Origin of the sequence: Bacillus sp. FSL W8-1202, assembly GCF_038006165.1 — a bacterium.
GTDB lineage: Bacteria > Bacillota > Bacilli > Bacillales > Bacillaceae > Bacillus > Bacillus subtilis.
Genome location: NZ_JBBOUR010000001.1, coordinates 45,399 through 60,576, shown reverse-complemented (window position 1 = coordinate 60,576; position 15,178 = coordinate 45,399). Strand labels below are relative to the sequence as shown.

General features: G+C 44.4%; 15 protein-coding genes. 4 read left to right on the top strand and 11 right to left on the bottom strand.

Annotated features, from left to right (window positions below; translation table 11 throughout):
- Positions 1-201 precede the first annotated feature (201 nt).
- Complete coding sequence (locus tag NSQ09_RS00330; RefSeq protein WP_015251336.1) at positions 202-417, top strand: hypothetical protein; 216 nt, start codon at positions 202-204, stop codon at positions 415-417.
- Positions 418-452: 35 nt separating this feature from the next.
- Here the strand turns inward: NSQ09_RS00330 and maeN are convergent, their stop codons facing one another.
- The 7 genes from maeN to maeL all read right to left on the bottom strand — a co-directional run bounded on the left by maeN (position 453) and on the right by maeL (position 9,412).
- Positions 453-1,799 carry a sodium/malate symporter MaeN gene (gene maeN / locus NSQ09_RS00325; protein ID WP_129137871.1) on the bottom strand — a complete coding sequence of 449 codons (1,347 nt, stop codon included), beginning with the start codon at positions 1,797-1,799 and terminating at the stop codon, positions 453-455.
- A 153-nt stretch (positions 1,800-1,952) separates the two neighbouring features.
- A complete protein-coding gene (gene nupQ, locus NSQ09_RS00320) occupies positions 1,953-2,912 on the bottom strand; it encodes a guanosine ABC transporter permease NupQ (RefSeq protein WP_017695525.1) in 960 nt (319 codons plus the stop codon).
- Positions 2,913-3,959: a guanosine ABC transporter permease NupP gene (nupP, locus tag NSQ09_RS00315; protein ID WP_101501414.1), complete on the bottom strand. Its 1,047-nt coding sequence runs from the start codon at positions 3,957-3,959 to the stop codon at positions 2,913-2,915.
- Entirely contained in the window at positions 3,952-5,484 is a 1,533-nt protein-coding gene (gene nupO, locus NSQ09_RS00310; RefSeq protein WP_121572473.1) for a guanosine ABC transporter ATP-binding protein NupO, read from the bottom strand. Before nupO ends, nupP begins: the two co-directional genes overlap by 8 nt.
- A gap of 75 nt (positions 5,485-5,559) precedes the next feature.
- Positions 5,560-6,639 carry a guanosine ABC transporter substrate-binding protein NupN gene (gene nupN, locus NSQ09_RS00305; protein ID WP_041052879.1) on the bottom strand — a complete coding sequence of 360 codons (1,080 nt, stop codon included), beginning with the start codon at positions 6,637-6,639 and terminating at the stop codon, positions 5,560-5,562.
- A gap of 471 nt (positions 6,640-7,110) precedes the next feature.
- Positions 7,111-7,818, bottom strand: a complete 708-nt coding sequence (maeM, locus tag NSQ09_RS00300) for a two-component system response regulator MaeM (protein ID WP_014477821.1) — start codon at positions 7,816-7,818, stop codon at positions 7,111-7,113.
- On the bottom strand, positions 7,811-9,412 hold the full coding sequence (gene maeL, locus NSQ09_RS00295) for a two-component system sensor histidine kinase MaeL (protein WP_021480489.1): 1,602 nt from the start codon (positions 9,410-9,412) through the stop codon (positions 7,811-7,813). Before maeL ends, maeM begins: the two co-directional genes overlap by 8 nt.
- 177 nt (positions 9,413-9,589) lie before the next feature.
- Between maeL and NSQ09_RS00290 the strand changes: the two genes are divergently transcribed.
- The gene (locus NSQ09_RS00290; RefSeq protein WP_017695520.1) at positions 9,590-10,147 is read left to right on the top strand and encodes a YufK family protein; all 558 of its coding nucleotides are present in this window, start codon (positions 9,590-9,592) and stop codon (positions 10,145-10,147) included.
- Positions 10,148-10,349: 202 nt separating this feature from the next.
- Here the strand turns inward: NSQ09_RS00290 and NSQ09_RS00285 are convergent, their stop codons facing one another.
- The 3 genes from NSQ09_RS00285 to NSQ09_RS00275 form a co-directional block, all read right to left on the bottom strand.
- Entirely contained in the window at positions 10,350-10,763 is a 414-nt protein-coding gene (locus NSQ09_RS00285) for a thiol-disulfide oxidoreductase DCC family protein (protein WP_014480691.1), read from the bottom strand.
- 20 nt (positions 10,764-10,783) lie between these two features.
- Positions 10,784-12,658 carry a transglycosylase domain-containing protein gene (locus NSQ09_RS00280; protein ID WP_341030282.1) on the bottom strand — a complete coding sequence of 625 codons (1,875 nt, stop codon included), beginning with the start codon at positions 12,656-12,658 and terminating at the stop codon, positions 10,784-10,786.
- Between the two features lie 92 nt (positions 12,659-12,750).
- Positions 12,751-13,959, bottom strand: a complete 1,209-nt coding sequence (locus tag NSQ09_RS00275) for a multidrug efflux MFS transporter (RefSeq protein WP_371929879.1) — start codon at positions 13,957-13,959, stop codon at positions 12,751-12,753.
- Between NSQ09_RS00275 and NSQ09_RS00270 the strand changes: the two genes are divergently transcribed.
- Both NSQ09_RS00270 and kapD read left to right on the top strand, forming a co-directional pair.
- Complete coding sequence (locus tag NSQ09_RS00270; protein ID WP_003243502.1) at positions 13,862-14,065, top strand: hypothetical protein; 204 nt, start codon at positions 13,862-13,864, stop codon at positions 14,063-14,065. The two genes, NSQ09_RS00275 and NSQ09_RS00270, sit on opposite strands and share 98 nt — an antisense overlap.
- A gap of 75 nt (positions 14,066-14,140) precedes the next feature.
- On the top strand, positions 14,141-14,758 hold the full coding sequence (kapD, locus tag NSQ09_RS00265; RefSeq protein ID WP_041052866.1) for a 3'-5' exonuclease KapD: 618 nt from the start codon (positions 14,141-14,143) through the stop codon (positions 14,756-14,758).
- A 26-nt stretch (positions 14,759-14,784) separates the two neighbouring features.
- Here kapD and kapB read toward each other — a convergent pair whose 3' ends face one another.
- A complete protein-coding gene (kapB, locus tag NSQ09_RS00260) occupies positions 14,785-15,171 on the bottom strand; it encodes a kinase-associated lipoprotein KapB (protein WP_041052868.1) in 387 nt (128 codons plus the stop codon).
- Between the last annotated feature and the right edge of the window lie 7 nt (positions 15,172-15,178).

Below are 15,178 nucleotides of genomic sequence, written 5' to 3'. Positions count from 1 at the left end.
TTGAAAAATGCGCTATGTATGAAATATACGGTCAAACGACCTAGTCCAAATTATATCGCACTTTTCTGCAAGCTGCCACGCTTCGAACTGCTGTAATGGGTTTTATGAGTTCTTTTGACCTCAAAATAAGTCTAACAAAAAAGAGGTTATTTGTATATTTAAAATCAATCCTGATCAAGCTGAAGGTAAGGAGCTGGTCATGTGAAAAGAAAAGTCGTGATGTGCTCAGGTTTATTCTGCTCAGTATTTGCAGGGGCATTCATGTTGAATCAATATGACGGGCGCAGCGGTGTGGCGGCTAGTGATGAGTGGGAGCTGTATTTACTGGAGCACCACCTGTCAGCCAGAATGAGTGAGATGGAATCAAAGGATCTGCCGTTTGGTCCCCGAGAGTATATTCGGATTGTGAATAAATAAAAAAAGAGTTCCGCATAAAACGGAACTCTTTCTGTTTATGAAGTGAAAAAACGAAGCAGCACTGTCGCGCAAATAACTGTGCCTGCACCGCCGAGACGGGTTGAAATTTGGGCAAACGGCATAAGGCCCATTCTTCCTGATGCTGATAAAATGGCAACATCACCTGTTCCACCGAGGCCGCTGTGGCAGCAGGTAACGATTGCGGATTCAACCGGATACATGTTCATCAGCTTGCCTACAAAATATCCAGAACCAATCATCGCGATAACAACTGAAATACAAATGATGACAAACGGAATAGAAATCACAGACGCTACGTCATCTAACGGAATAAAGAGGATGCCGAGACCGACCATCAGCGGCCATGTAAAGCTTGAAGAAATAAACTTATAAAGCTGGTAAGCGCCTTCTTCCATTTTTTTCGGAAGAATATTTGCATACTTGACAGCCGCAGCTGAAATAATCATTAAGATCGCGCCCGGGATGAAGATGAATTTCTCCAATAACCCGCCAAAAATAAAGAATGTACACGCGAGCAGAACTCCTGCTCCCATTAATTTGAAATCAATTTTTGCTTCGACTTCTTTTTGATTGAAAATCTCATTTGCTTTTTTAGATTTTACGAGACGTCCGTTCCCATTTAGATCTGGACGCTTATCGCCAAGCTTTTTCATTAAGGCTGCACATATGATAGCAAAAACATTTCCTATAATTGCGGCTGGAACCAGCTGAGACACAAATACATCAGCAGATGAGCCCAGTATTTGTGAGTAGGCGATTGAAAGCGGCAAAATTCCTTCGCCTATTCCCCCGGCAATAATCGGGACAACAACAAAGAAAAAGGAATCATAGGCACTATAGCCAAAAATAAATCCGACAAGGATGCCGGCTGCAACGGCCGCGATCGTTCCTGCAACCAGTGGAACGAACATTCTGATAAACCCCTGTATTAAAACAATTCTGTTCATACCGAGGATACTTCCCACAACAAGGCAAGCGATATAGAAATAAAGGAAGTTAGACGTTTTCATCAAGTTGGTTACAGCGTCTAAAGATGTTGAATTCAGTACATTGTAAAAGACTAAAAATGAAGGAACAAACAAAGATAAAATAGCAGGGCCGCCTATATCCTTCAATATCGGTATGCGTTGGCCTATGTCTCCGAGAAACACACCAAGAATCATAATGATGGCAAACCCGCCAAGCATATTTGCCGGCAGCTCATTGTAATAGGCTGCAAGAATAATAATAACAGCTAATACTGTGTATAATGGCAAAGGAATCACACCGATTTCCCAAGACCAAATTTTTTGAAACAGGTTTTTCTCCTGTGAGTCTTTTTGCTCAGGTGAAATTGTCCCCGTTTTTGGAATTGCTCCCATGTCATACACCCCCATGTATTGTTTGTTACAGTCTACAAGAAAGCGTTAACACTTCATATTTTTTTAAGTTAAAAAACTAATAAACAATTAAATTAAGAGGGTCTTTTGAATTAGAAAAAAACCCCTGAGAATCGTCTTCCCAGGGGAGAATGTTTATCTTTTTCCTTTAATATAAGGCACGCCATTGGCTTTTGGCGCATCTGCCCGCCCGATAAAGCCGGTTAAAGCGAGAATCGTTAAGACATAAGGAGCCATCAGCATATACACATTTGGTATGTCTTTAAAAAGAGGGAGCAGCGATCCAATGATGCTTAAGCTTTGGGCGAATCCGAAAAACAGGGCGGCCCCCAGTGCTCCGATCGGATGCCATTTTCCGAATACAAGCGCTGCCAGGGCGATAAAGCCTTGCCCGGAGATGGTAGAGTGCGTGAAATCAAGCGCAATAGTGGAGGCATATACGCCGCCGCCGAGACCACCGAACAATCCGCTGATCATCACGCCGACGTAGCGCATTTTATATACGTTGATTCCCATCGTATCGGCCGCCATCGGATGCTCTCCGACAGAACGGATACGAAGGCCGAACGGCGTTTTGAACAAGATAAACCAGGAAATAAAGGCAAGTGCTATTGCAAGAATAGACGTATAATAGACATCCGAAAAGAAGATCTTTCCCAAGACGGGAATATCGCCCAAACCGGGGATTTTCGTCTTATAAAAAGGCTCTGGAATTTTGTCTGTCTGCGCTTTGCCGTAGATCAGTTTGACGATAAATAAAGTTGCCCCAAGCGCCAGCATGTTAATGGCGACACCGCTGACTGTCTGGTCGGCGCGAAACGAAATCGCCGCTGCCGCGTGAATCAGTGAAAACAGGGCGCCTGCTGCCATGGCGGCAAGGAGCGAAATCCAAGGTGCGGCGGCACCTAATTCCGGACCAAAAAATAAATTAAATAACACGCTGGTGAACGCCCCGATAATCATGAGGCCTTCTAAGCCGATATTCACCACACCTGATCTTTCGGAAAACACGCCGCCGAGAGCAGTTAAAATAAGCGGGGCCGCGTAGACGAGTGTGGCAGGGACAATGATAGATAAAATCTGCACAATGTCCACTTAGTTCGCCCCCTTTTTCTTCAATTTGCCCATGACGAAACGAATCGCATAGCTTGAAGCCACAAATAGAATAATAATAGCAATCACAATATCAACGACCTCTGATGGAACGCCTGATTCAATCGGCATATTTAATGCGCCGATTTTTAGCCCGCCAAGCAGGCATGCTGCCAGTACAACGCCTACGGCTGTGTTTCCCCCAAGAAGAGCGACAGCGATACCGTCAAAGCCTACGCCGGTAAATGCGCCTTTCACTGCTGCGTATTCGAATGTTCCTAGGCCCTCCATGGCTCCGGCAAGGCCTGCAAAAGCGCCGGAGATAAGCATGGAGGACATGATATTCTTCCGCACGCTCATGCCGGCATACTGGGAAGCGTGCTGGTTAAATCCGACCGCCCGGAGCTCAAATCCTTTTGTAGTTTTGTTGATGATAAACCACATGATAACTGCTGCGAGAAGGGCAACGATGATTCCCAAATGCAGCCGTGAGTAATCGGTGAGCTGTTCAAGAAAAGGAGAGCGGAGGGAGGCGGATTCGTGAATTTTCCCCGTCTTGTCCTGATGATCTGTCAAGACGTTTGAAATGATGTAATTGGTCATGTGCAGCGCGATATAATTCATCATAATGGTGACAATGACTTCATGAACGTAAAATCGCGCTTTCAAAATGCCGGGAATAAACCCCCATAATCCTCCTGCAGCTGCTGCTGTAATCAATGCGAGCGGCAAGTGAATATATGCCGGTCCGTCAAACGCCGTACCGACCCAAACCGCTGCTGTCCAGCCGACGAGCAGCTGGCCCTCGACGCCGATATTAAAGAGTCCGGTTCGGAATGCAAAGGCGACAGCCAATCCGGATAAAATATAAGGCGTAATTTGCCGGATTGTTTCTCCGACATAATAGATTTCTCCGAATATCCCATTCCACAAAGCCGAATATCCGCTGGCCACACTGTAGCCGCTCACAAGCATAATCAACGCGCCGGCCGCAAGACCAAGGATGATTGCGATGAGCGGCACGAGTAAATGAGAGAGTCGTTTAACCATTTGCTTTCCCCGCTTCCTTTTGCGTGCTTCCTGCCATCAAGAGACCAAGCTCCTGTTCAGTGGTGTCCTGCGGATTAACGCTGGCGATAATGCGTCCTTCAAAAATAACGGCGATTCTGTCACTGAGATTCATAATTTCTTCAAGCTCAAACGAGAGGAGAAGAACGGCTTTCCCGGCATCACGCTGCTCAATGAGCTTTTTATGGACAAATTCAATCGCTCCGACATCAAGGCCGCGAGTCGGCTGGGCGGCAATTAATAAATCAGGATTTCTGTCTACTTCCCGCCCGATAATCGCTTTTTGCTGGTTTCCGCCTGACAATGCCCGAGCGTGTGTATATTCATCCGGCGTTCTGACATCGTACTCAGTGATCAGGCTGCGTGCTTTTTTGTACATTTCGCCTTTATGTAAAACGCCCAATGCTGAATACGGCTTTTTGTAATAGCTTTGCAACAGGATATTCTCTCCGATTGGAAAATCAAGGACGAGACCGTGTTTATGGCGATCCTGAGGGATATGGCCGATCCCGGATTCAGTGATTTTTCTTGGCGTCAGGTTTTGGATCTGTTTTCCGTTTAAGGTGATTGTTCCTGAATCTGTTTTGCGGAGTCCTGTCACCGCTTCGATCAGCTCTGATTGCCCGTTTCCGTCGACGCCGGCTATGCCGACTATTTCTCCCGCTTTGACAGAAAGAGACAAATCTCTGACTGTCTCTATTCCGCGGGTATCCTTTACAGTTATGCCGTCAATCGCAAGCACTTCCGCTCCCGGCTGAGCAGCTCTCTTTTCAGTTTTGAACGATACCTCACGGCCGACCATTAGACTGGCGAGTTCGTCTTGGTTTGTATCACGGACATCAAGGGTTTTGATGCCTTTTCCTTTACGGATAACCGTAACGCGGTCACAAATCTCCATAATCTCTTTCAGCTTATGGGTGATTAAGATGATGGACTTTCCTTCTTTGACCAGGTTCTTCATAATTTGCATCAGTTCCTTAATTTCATGAGGCGTCAAAACAGCCGTCGGTTCATCAAAAATCAGAATGTCGGCACCGCGGTAGAGGGTTTTTAATATTTCTGCGCGCTGCTGCATACCGACTGATATGTCAGCTGCTTTTGCTTCAGGATGGATCTGCAGGCCGTATCGATCGGAAATGTCTTGCACCTCTTGGCCAGCACGCTTCCGGTCAATTCTGCCAAACTTCTTTGGCTCCTTCCCGAGAATAATATTTTCAGCAACTGTAAAGGTGTCAACAAGCATAAAGTGCTGGTGCACCATTCCAATTCCAAGGTCATTCGCTTTGTTCGGGCTGTTGATGTGCACCTTCTCGCCGCGCACCCGAATTTCACCCCGCTCCGGCTGATACAGCCCGAAAAGGACATTCATCAACGTTGATTTCCCCGCTCCGTTTTCACCGAGCAACGCGTGTATTTCGCCTTTTTTGACTTGAAGATTGATATTGTCATTGGCGACGATACCTGGAAACGCCTTGCGGATATTGAGCATTTCAATGACATATTCCATTGATTGACCGCTCCTTTATTTCAAAATAAAAGAAAAACAAGGGATAAGGGCTCGACCTCCTTATCCCTGCGATTCTTATTCAGCTTTGAAGGTTTTCAGCTCTTTCTCAGTTGCCGGGACTTCCAATCCGTCGATGATTTTTTTCTTCCATTTATCGACCGCTTTGATCACATCATCCGATAGATTTTGTTTAGATGGAGAAATGCCGACTCCGTCTTGATTAAGCCCGTAGGTAAGTGTTTCGCCGCCCGGGAACTTTCCGTCACTCGCTTTTTTCGTTACATCTTCAACGACTGTATCTACTTTTTTCACCATGGAAGTGAGGGTCACGTTATCATCTGTTCCTTCTACCTGGCCTTCTGCGTATTGGTCTTTATCGACACCGATGACCCAGACATCGCGTTTTGGATCTTCTTTTTTCAGGTTTTTCGCTTCAGTAAAGACGCCTGTGCCAGTGGCGCCCGCAGAGTGATAAATAACATCTACGCCTGATTTATACATGCTTTCGGCGGTTGCTTTACCGACATCGGCTTTATCGAACCCCCCTGCGTATTTCACTTTTACAACGGCTTTAGGGTTAACTGCTTGCACGCCGGCACGGAAGCCGACCTCGAATTTTTTGATTAACTCTGATTCCATGCCGCCTACAAAGCCGATTTTTCCTGATTTGCTTGATAGGGCTGCGGCCACTCCGACGAGAAATGAGCCTTCCTGCTCTTTAAACGTAATACTTGCGACGTTGTCTTTATCGACAACAGCATCTATAATCGCAAAGTTTGTATTTTTGCGCTGCTCAGCAATTTCGCTGATTGAATCCTCCATTAAGTAGCCGACGCCGTAAATCAAGTCAAAATTCTCACGCGCCAATTTATTTAAGTTCGTTGTATAGTCTGCATCTGATTTGGATTGAAGATAGTCGTAACCGTTTTTGCCTTTTTTCAGCCCATTCTCTTTTCCAAAGGCTTGGATGCCTTCCCAGGCTGATTGGTTGAAGGATTTGTCATCCACTCCGCCTACGTCAGTAACCATCGCCACACTGAATTTGTTTTTGCCTTCGCCTGAGCCGCTGCTTTTTTCGCTGTTTCCGCATGCTCCTAATATGGTGCCTGCTGCGATCACAAGTGACATCGCCAATCCGATTTTTCGTTTATTCAAGATATAACCCCCCAGAAAAATTTGGTTCAAAGCTGATCCGGCCAGTCATGTGATGGGCTGTCCTGAACAATTTCTTAGAATCGATAAAATTTTCTGATAATAACAAATGGAATGCGCTGAGACAGTTCTATTCTTCCCTGAATAAGCGTGGTGTGAGTATTTCCTTCGAAAGGCGGGGAAGAGAAGGATGCGGAAGGCGTTCCGGGCGGAAAACCGTGACATCGTTTTCTGAAGTAAGACTTATGACTTAGTTTTTCGGGATCAACTAACCAATCATAATTTATCATTTAACTAATAAGAAATAAATAGAATTTCGCATAATTTTTTAAAAAGTATCTATTTTTAGAATTATTTGCTTAAAAATGTGAAAGCCCTTTGTTATTCTTGTATAACTTATCAACAATAGAATCAAGCATCTTGGCAAGAGATATGACAGAAAAACGCACTGCTCAAAGCAAGCAGTGCGTTTTCTTATAGATATTGCTTTATTCCGTTAAGGTTACTGTTGTTGACGTTGTACTGAAACACAGGTCTTCCGATCGTTCCGTACGCCATTTCTACATTCAGAACTTGTATATCTTCAAGAAACTTTAAGTATTTTCGTATGGATACTTGAGAGATTTCTGTGTGCTTTGCCAAGTCTTCTGTCGTAAAAGATTCATTTTCAAATGACTGGATACTGGACCAGATCAGCTTCAGCGTGCTTTTTGTCAGGCCTTTAGGAAGCTGCACTTTTTCTGTTGCTTCTTTCTTTTGAAAAAGCTCGGCGTCCAGTTCTTTTTGGCTCATGTTGCGATGGGTTGAATACACCTTTTGTTTTCGTCTGTAATCAGACAGAGCCGTTTGGAAACGTTCAAATTCAAACGGTTTGATTAAATAATCGACAGCTCCGTACCGAAGTGTTTTCTTGATTACGTCAAGCTCGCTGGCCGCTGAGATGACAATCACGTCAACCGCTTCATTTTGGGCTCTCAATTCCGTCAGCAGTTCCAGCCCGTTTTTTCCCGGCATATAAATATCAAGCAAAATGAGGTCGATATGGTGCTCGCCTAAAATATGCAGAGCGCTTTGAAAGGAAGAAGCGATGCCTTTCAGCTGAAAGCCATCTATTTGGCTTAAGTATCGTTTATTTAATTCACCCACCATGGGGTCATCTTCAACTATTAGTACATTAATCATGATTTTCCTCCTTCGGTTCGTACGGGATGCGAATACTGAATGTCGTTCCTTCATTCTTTTCGCTTGTGAGGATCATTTGGCCTTTTAAATTTTCGATGCTTTGCTGTGTGAAATAAAGGCCGAATCCCCGGTTTTTGCCCTTTGTTGAATAGCCTTGTTCAAATACTTTGGCTTGGTCTTCTTCAGACATGCCTGCTCCAGTATCGGTAATTTCAATATCAAGTATGCTGTTATGGAAGCGCATGGACATGGTGATTTGTTTTTTCGGCATATCCGCAACGGCGTCTAAGCCATTGTTGATGAGATTTCCGATGATTGTAATAAGTTCATGGATGACAGAAGGGTCTGCCGCGTTCGGGATGACACCGTTGCATTCAATATCAAGATTTGCGCCCTGCTCACGTATAAAGCTTTGCTTTCCGAGCAGAAAACCGGCCAGTACGGAGCTTTTGACATCATTTATAATTTCACTTGTTTCTGATTTTTGCTGTATGGCTATATCTTTAATATAATCTCCAAGATCATCATACTCTTTCAGCTGGACGAGACCTAATATCACATGCAGTTTGTTCATAAATTCATGAGACTGCGCTCTCAGTGCGTTTGCATACATTTTAACACCGGAAAGCTGTTCAGCTAAATGTTTTACCTCGGTCTTGTCGCGGAATGTTGCAATCGCTCCGACAGTTTGTCCTTTCAGCTGGATAGGAACTTCATTAAACACAAGCTCCAGTCCGTTAATGCGGACGTCTCTGTCTTGAAGAGGTTTTTTTGTCTCAATGACCTTTTTCAAGCGGCTTTTCGGCAAGATGTCATCTACATCCTGATCAATGGGATTTGTGTTGATGCCCATTTTGACGAATAGGCGTTTTGCTTCCGCGTTGGCAAGTTTAATTTTGCCATGTTCATCGACAGCGAGTATTCCTTCCTTCGTCGATTCCAGCATCGCGCTCCGTTCTTCAAGCAGAGTCGCAATTTCATAAGGTTCAAGTCCGTACATGATATTTTTCACTGTACGGGCGACGATAACGGCTCCGATCACACCGACGAAGATGCTGACGCAAATAATAAAGTAAAGCGGCCGTAAGCTATGGCTGATCACTTCATCAATTTCATTTACGGTGATGCCGACCGCGACTGCACCGACTTGTTTCCCATTCTCCGCGTAGACAGGGACGAACGCTCTCTGCGATTTCCCGAGCGTGCCAGAGGCTGTGCTGATATGGACATGCCCTTTTAATACCTCGGACTCATCACCGCCTCTGAATTTTTTTCCGATTTTGCTCGGGTCAGGATGAGTTTTGCGGATACCGTTCATATCCATGACGACAACAAATTCCGTGCCGGTAATTTTCTGAACCCGCTTTGTGTAGCTCTGCAGTTCCTTTTGTTTTTTTCCGTTTTCTAAAGCAGCGGCTGTCATCGGCGCTTCAGCTACCATTTCAGCAGTCTGCAGCGCAGTGGCCTTTTCCTGATCTCTAATTCGTTTGGTGGTTTGGGCACCGACTGTAAAAAACGTAATGAGCAATGCGATTAATACAACGATACAAACAAATATGGTGAGTCTGGTTTGCAGTTTTAATGTTTTTTTCATATAAAACTTCCTTACGTTTTATGATTCCTGCGTACTACTTTACTCTCAAAATGCTGCTTTGTGAAGATTTGGGACCGTAATTCGTAAAAAGGAGAAAAAATGGAATAATTTATCTTGTCAATGTGTTTTAAGTCCTCCATAATAAATGAGGTAGATTATAGAAAGGGACTTTTTTATATGAAAAATACTTATTTGACAGGATATTTTCCGCTGATTGCGATCCTGCTTTTTAGTTCGTCCTTATCCATCTCAACTTCACTTTATGCGTTGAAGATGCTGTCTTCATTTGGAATGTATGATGGAATGCTCGATTATTTTTCAGAGAAAGGAATCAGGCTTGCGTTATTTGCTGCCTTTGCACTTTTATATTTTATGGTTCTGTCCGCTCTGAAATTAATTGCAAATACCGTGACCGAGCTGTCATTGCTGTTTTTTGCTAATGATCCGGAAGGGAACAACCTGAAAAAACTCAGAATGGGTTCCATGATTTATTTGGGCGGCGGGATTTTATCCTTTGTGCTCTTGCAAAATGTCATTTGGATTGTGATCTGGTTTGCGGTCGTCACGCTCGCTTACTTTGTGTTTACCGTATACCGGATTTATTCGACGCTTTCTCTCATGTCATTAGTCGGATTCATTCTATTGGAACTGCTGTTTTGGTTTACCTTTGTTATCGGTATTCTGTTCATATTTATCAAGCTTTATAATAGCATAATGGATAGCTTACCTGTGTAAGCTATCCATTTCAGCGTTTGGTGGTCAGATTTGCGCTTCGTGCTCTGTGCGCAATGAAACGGCGGCTAGATTCTCAGGTTTCCGCCGTTTCACAACTTCAAAAGTTTTCAATCACGCTGAATAGATGACAAAATCCTAAAACGAAGCCGTTTTAGGATTTTGTCAACAATCTGTGATGGCTAGCTTCCTAGCCATTTTTTATTTACGGTAAAAATCTTTTTTTAATAGAAGGGGAGGGGAGCATACATTCATTTTTTTTGCCAAACCACTTATAGCGGTTTTTGGCAATGAAAGAATAGACCATATCTCTGACAGGCTTCGGTACTGCGAAAAACAGGACGAAGAGCCGCCATGGGCCTCGCAGATGCCTGAAAACCTTAATGGCTGCAGTTGACTTTGTGTGCACTTGGCCGTCTTCAATAAAGACAAAGCTGTCAAACCGATCAGTCGGGAGCCCGCTTTTTTTCAGCAGGCTCTGCCCTGTTTCCGACTGCAGCGATGTGAAAGAAATCAATCCGTCCGGATCACGTTTAATGATAAATTGCACGGCGCCATTGCATAGATTGCAGACACCGTCAAACAGCAAAACGCGATTTGGAATTTGTTCTGAAGTCACCCCATATCCCCTCCGATCCTTTAATAAGCCGCTTGCAGCGTTCCTTTCCAGATGGAAAGCTGAGGGCTGATGCTGTGAAGATATTCAACGCTGGTCGGTGTGTCCTTTCCGACCCAGACACCCATTGTATACGTATCAGTCAGGCCGACAAACCACATATCGTGATAATCATTTGATGTTCCGGTTTTACCGCCGATGTAAGGCGCATTGAAATATGCTTTTTTCCCTGTTCCGCTTTTCACAACGGACGACATCAGTTTTTTCAGCTGCATGTTCGTGCGGACGCTGAATATTTGAGTCGCTTTATCATTCCATTTATAAAGCGTTTTTCCTTTTAGGTCTGTCACCTTTGTAATCGCATGGCTCGGCGTATAGCTTCCGCTGTTGCCGAATGTCGTATAAGCCTTTGTCATCTCAAGAGGCGTCATGCCGTTTGTAAATCCGCCAAGCGCCGCCGGAAGAAGATAGTCACTGTCGACAAGTTTGGCAAAATGATACGGCTCAATATAACTGAATGCCTTTTGGATGCCGACGCGGTCGAGCATTCTAATAGCCGGGGTATTATATGAATTTTTAAACGCCGTATCAAGCGTCACTGTGCCGTAAGTGCGGTTATTGTAGTTTTGCGGACAGTAGTCTTTGCTGCAAAACTTGCTGGCATCAATTGTGCTGCTTGCTGTCGCGCCGGTCTGTTCAATATAAGGGCCGTAATCAAGAAGCGGCTTAATGGATGAACCCGGCTGCCTGTACGCCTGGTAGGCGCGGTTAAAGTCATATTTTTGATAGTTTTTCCCGCCGGATAGAGCGATGATTTGATGCGTCTGGTGATTAATCACAGCCGCTCCGCCCTGTACGTCTGCATACGGGAGCTTGGAATTCATTTGTGCCACGACTTGATTTTGCATGTACGGATCAAGTGCAGTATAAATTTTCACGCCGTCTTTCATCAGCGTGCTGACTCTTGCGGACAGCTCGTTTTCGATCTTTTCTTTTTGTTTTCCTGATGCTTTTTGAAGGCGTTTATCAAAGCCTTCTGATTCAGACGCCAGCTGAGTGAATTCATCATTGACGTAGGAAACGTAGTCAGGATATTTGTCTTCTCTTTTTTCAACATCCAGTTTGATTTTTTGTTTTACGGCTTTTTTCAGCTCTTTGTCCGTAATGACCCCGGCATCTTTTAGCCCTTTAAGCAAACGTTCTTGACGGCTTTTCGTGTAGTCAAAATGCTTGAGAGGATCATATAATGTAGGATTATTAGGTATAGCACAGATAAAAGCCATTTCTCCCACTGTGAGAGATTTCAGCGGTTTGCTGAAATAGAATTGAGCTGCTGAACCGACGCCATAAACACCATTGTTGAAATAAATGGTATTTAAGTAAGCTTCAAGAATTTCATTTTTCGTATATTTTTTCTCCAGCTGATAGGAATACGCGAGCTCTGTCAGCTTGCGGCTGAAGGAGCGTTCGTGGCTCAAATATAAGTTTCTTGAAAGCTGCTGTGTGATGGTGCTGGCACCCTGGTCAATTTTCTTGTCTTTTACGTTAGAAGCAGTAGCCCGCACCATTCCCATAAAGTCAAAGCCTTTATGCTCGTAAAAATGGCGGTCCTCAGATGTTAAGAAAATCTGTTTGACTTCCTCGGGAATGTTGTTAAATGGAACGAGCACACGGTTTTCGTGGTCGCTGACGATTTCCGAGACAAGGGAGCCGTCCCTGTCATACATGTAGCTGTTCTGAACAAGGCTGATATCTTTCAGATTAATATTTTTATCAAGCACCTGATCCAGGGACTTCATTTGTTTTACTTCTTTTCCGGAAGCGATAACTGTAAATGCAAACAATGGGATTATGCAAAGGAGCAAAATCCATCCGATTATTTTTCGTAACATGGTCACTCTCTTTTCTCCTAAATTCTAGCCATATCGTACCATTCTTTTGAGATTACGAGAAGGTTAAATTTAGAAGATTCCTCAGTTTTTTCTCGGAATCAGCTTGCTTTGGCATAAGAATCTTTCCGAAGTTTCTGCATGATCCAAAGCATGCAGGCGCCGGCGAAAAAGAGAAACGCCGTGACGTAAAAGGTGGCCGAAATGGTAAAATGGCTCGATATGATTCCGCCGAGCAGAGGCCCGAGCACGTTTCCTAAAAAGCGAAAGCTGACATTGTAGCCGAGAACTTCACCCTGAATGCTGCCGGGAGCCTGAACGCGGATCGCTGCCGTGATGCATGGCAGCAAACCGCCCATCGCCATTCCGAATAAAAATCTGAAAACAAGGAGCACGCTGAGTGAGGACGCGAGCGCCTGCGGAATAAAAAAGAAAGAGGCGGCAAGCAAAAGTCCGATTAAAATGCGGCGGTGGCCGTAGCGGTCGCCCAGATCACCCCATTTTCTAGCCAGCAGCAAACTTCCGAGCCCCGTTGCTGAAAATGCCATGCCGGAGAAAAAGGCAAGATTGACAGGTCCATGCAGCTCATTTACATATAAAGCGAGCAGGGGCTGGATACTGAAATTGCCTGTTTGAATCAGCATGGTTAACAGCATCATGACCCACAGCGCCGGATGGTGAAAAATATAGGAGAGCACTTCTTTTCTCGAGTATGACGTACGTTTGGCTGTTTTCTCTGCAAGAGGCTTTTCTTTGACACCAAATAACACGAGAAGAACAGACGAGAAAATTACAAAGGATGTGATAAAAAAGGTATACGTAAAGCCGAAACGATCAGCAAGCATGCCTCCCAAAAGCGGGCCGAACAAGCTTCCGGACACTTGCCCCATTTGCAGCGTGCCAAGCGTTTTGCCGGCTGAGCTCTTCGGAGTCTGTGCCGAAATCATCGCAAGAGATGTCGGGATGAATCCGGTTACAAGACCCATTGCCATACGCAGAAAAAACAATTGGTACACCGATGTAACAAAGCCCATGAAGAAAATGCTGAGGGCAATGCCCGTTCCGGTTGCCATAAGGATTTTCTTGTATCCGCGTTTGTCTCCGAACCGTCCCCAAAACGGGGATACCAAAAACGCCATGAGAAATGTAATGCCGAACACATAGCCGCTCCACCTTTGCACAAAGCCGTTTGAAAAAGAGCTGAGCGTCTCAATGTATAAGGAGAGAAAAGGAACGATCATCGTTGTGCTAGCGGAGACAAAAAAGTTCGCCAGCCACACAATGACAAAGTTTTTCTTACGGATAGAAATAACATCACCTTCTTATTATTTCGGGTTCCTTACTAATTATAAAGAAACGATTCACAATTTAAAAGAAACGAAGCGGCTGGGAAAATTCATTATTTTTAGAAAATGAAGAAATGTCGAGAAGGGGAATTGATATACTATAAAGATAGCATTTTCTGATCGGAGGAAAGGCAGGTGTAAAAAGGTGACGACAAACAGCTTACTCATTATTGATTTCGAATTTACAATGCCCGATGGAAAGTACAGCCCTCAAAACTTCTTCCCGGAAATCATTGAAGCCGGAATTGTAAAGTCGATTGATGATGAAGTGGTTGAGACGTTTTCTAGCTATGTTAGACCGAAAAAGTTCCCGAAGCTTACGAAACGCTGCAAATCATTTTTAAAAATAACCCAAAAACAGGTAGACGAAGGAATGAGATTCGAGGATTTCATCCGTAAACTAAACGAGCTGGATCCTGAGAAAAACAGTACAATTATTACGTGGGGAAACATGGATATGAAAGTGCTGAAGCAAAACTGTATGTTTAACCATATCCCTTTCCCGTTTAAGGGAGAAATGAAAGATTTATCGCTTGAATACAAAAACTTTTTTGGAGACCGGACATTGACGGGTTTATGGAAAGCTGCCGAAGAGTATGGAGATTCCGGAACCGGCACCCATCATAAAGCGCTTGATGATGCCCTCACAGCATATAAACTTTTTAAGCTTGTTGAGCAGGATAAGCAGTATCTCGAAAAGCCGAAACCGCCCACAATCGGCGAAAGAATCGATTTAACCGAACTGTTCAAGCGCGCGACGTGAGAAACCCAATCTTTTGTCAGACTGGGTTATGGCTGGTTAAAATATTCTTTTTCTAAAATGTCCAGATTATGAAGGGAGCGTTTTGCCCACTCCGAACCATCCTCATTTAATTTGGCTCTCAGCTGTGCTGTCGCCTCCCGCAGAGATTCGGTATAATCCGGCACTTCACCGTCATAAGGCTTCACCATATGGTGGGGGATATTGGTCTGTTCACCATATGCGAGCGCTTTTCTCTCATGGAAAAATGGCACATCCGCCTGTTTTGGATGATGAAGGTCTCCTTGAGAGGGATGGGTAAGAACCGCTTTCACTTTCACTAAATAGTGCTGCGGCCTGCAAGCCGTGATTTCTCCTATGTATACACCTGTTTTGTAAAATCCTTTAACGATAGAGCCTGTCTCAAACGTGCTCATCTGTCAT

Excerpts from the sequence above, each read along its gene's own strand:
- kapB (WP_041052868.1), bottom strand. The coding sequence starts at position 15,171 with ATGAGCACGTTTGAGACAGGCTCTATCGTTAAAGGATTTTACAAAACA.
- NSQ09_RS00290 (WP_017695520.1), top strand. The coding sequence starts at position 9,590 with ATGAAAAATACTTATTTGACAGGATATTTTCCGCTGATTGCGATCCTG.
- NSQ09_RS00270 (WP_003243502.1), top strand. The coding sequence starts at position 13,862 with ATGTATAAGGAGAGAAAAGGAACGATCATCGTTGTGCTAGCGGAGACA.
- nupO (WP_121572473.1), bottom strand. The coding sequence starts at position 5,484 with ATGGAATATGTCATTGAAATGCTCAATATCCGCAAGGCGTTTCCAGGT.
- maeL (WP_021480489.1), bottom strand. The coding sequence starts at position 9,412 with ATGAAAAAAACATTAAAACTGCAAACCAGACTCACCATATTTGTTTGT.
- maeM (WP_014477821.1), bottom strand. The coding sequence starts at position 7,818 with ATGATTAATGTACTAATAGTTGAAGATGACCCCATGGTGGGTGAATTA.
- nupP (WP_101501414.1), bottom strand. The coding sequence starts at position 3,959 with ATGGTTAAACGACTCTCTCATTTACTCGTGCCGCTCATCGCAATCATC.
- maeN (WP_129137871.1), bottom strand. The coding sequence starts at position 1,799 with ATGGGAGCAATTCCAAAAACGGGGACAATTTCACCTGAGCAAAAAGAC.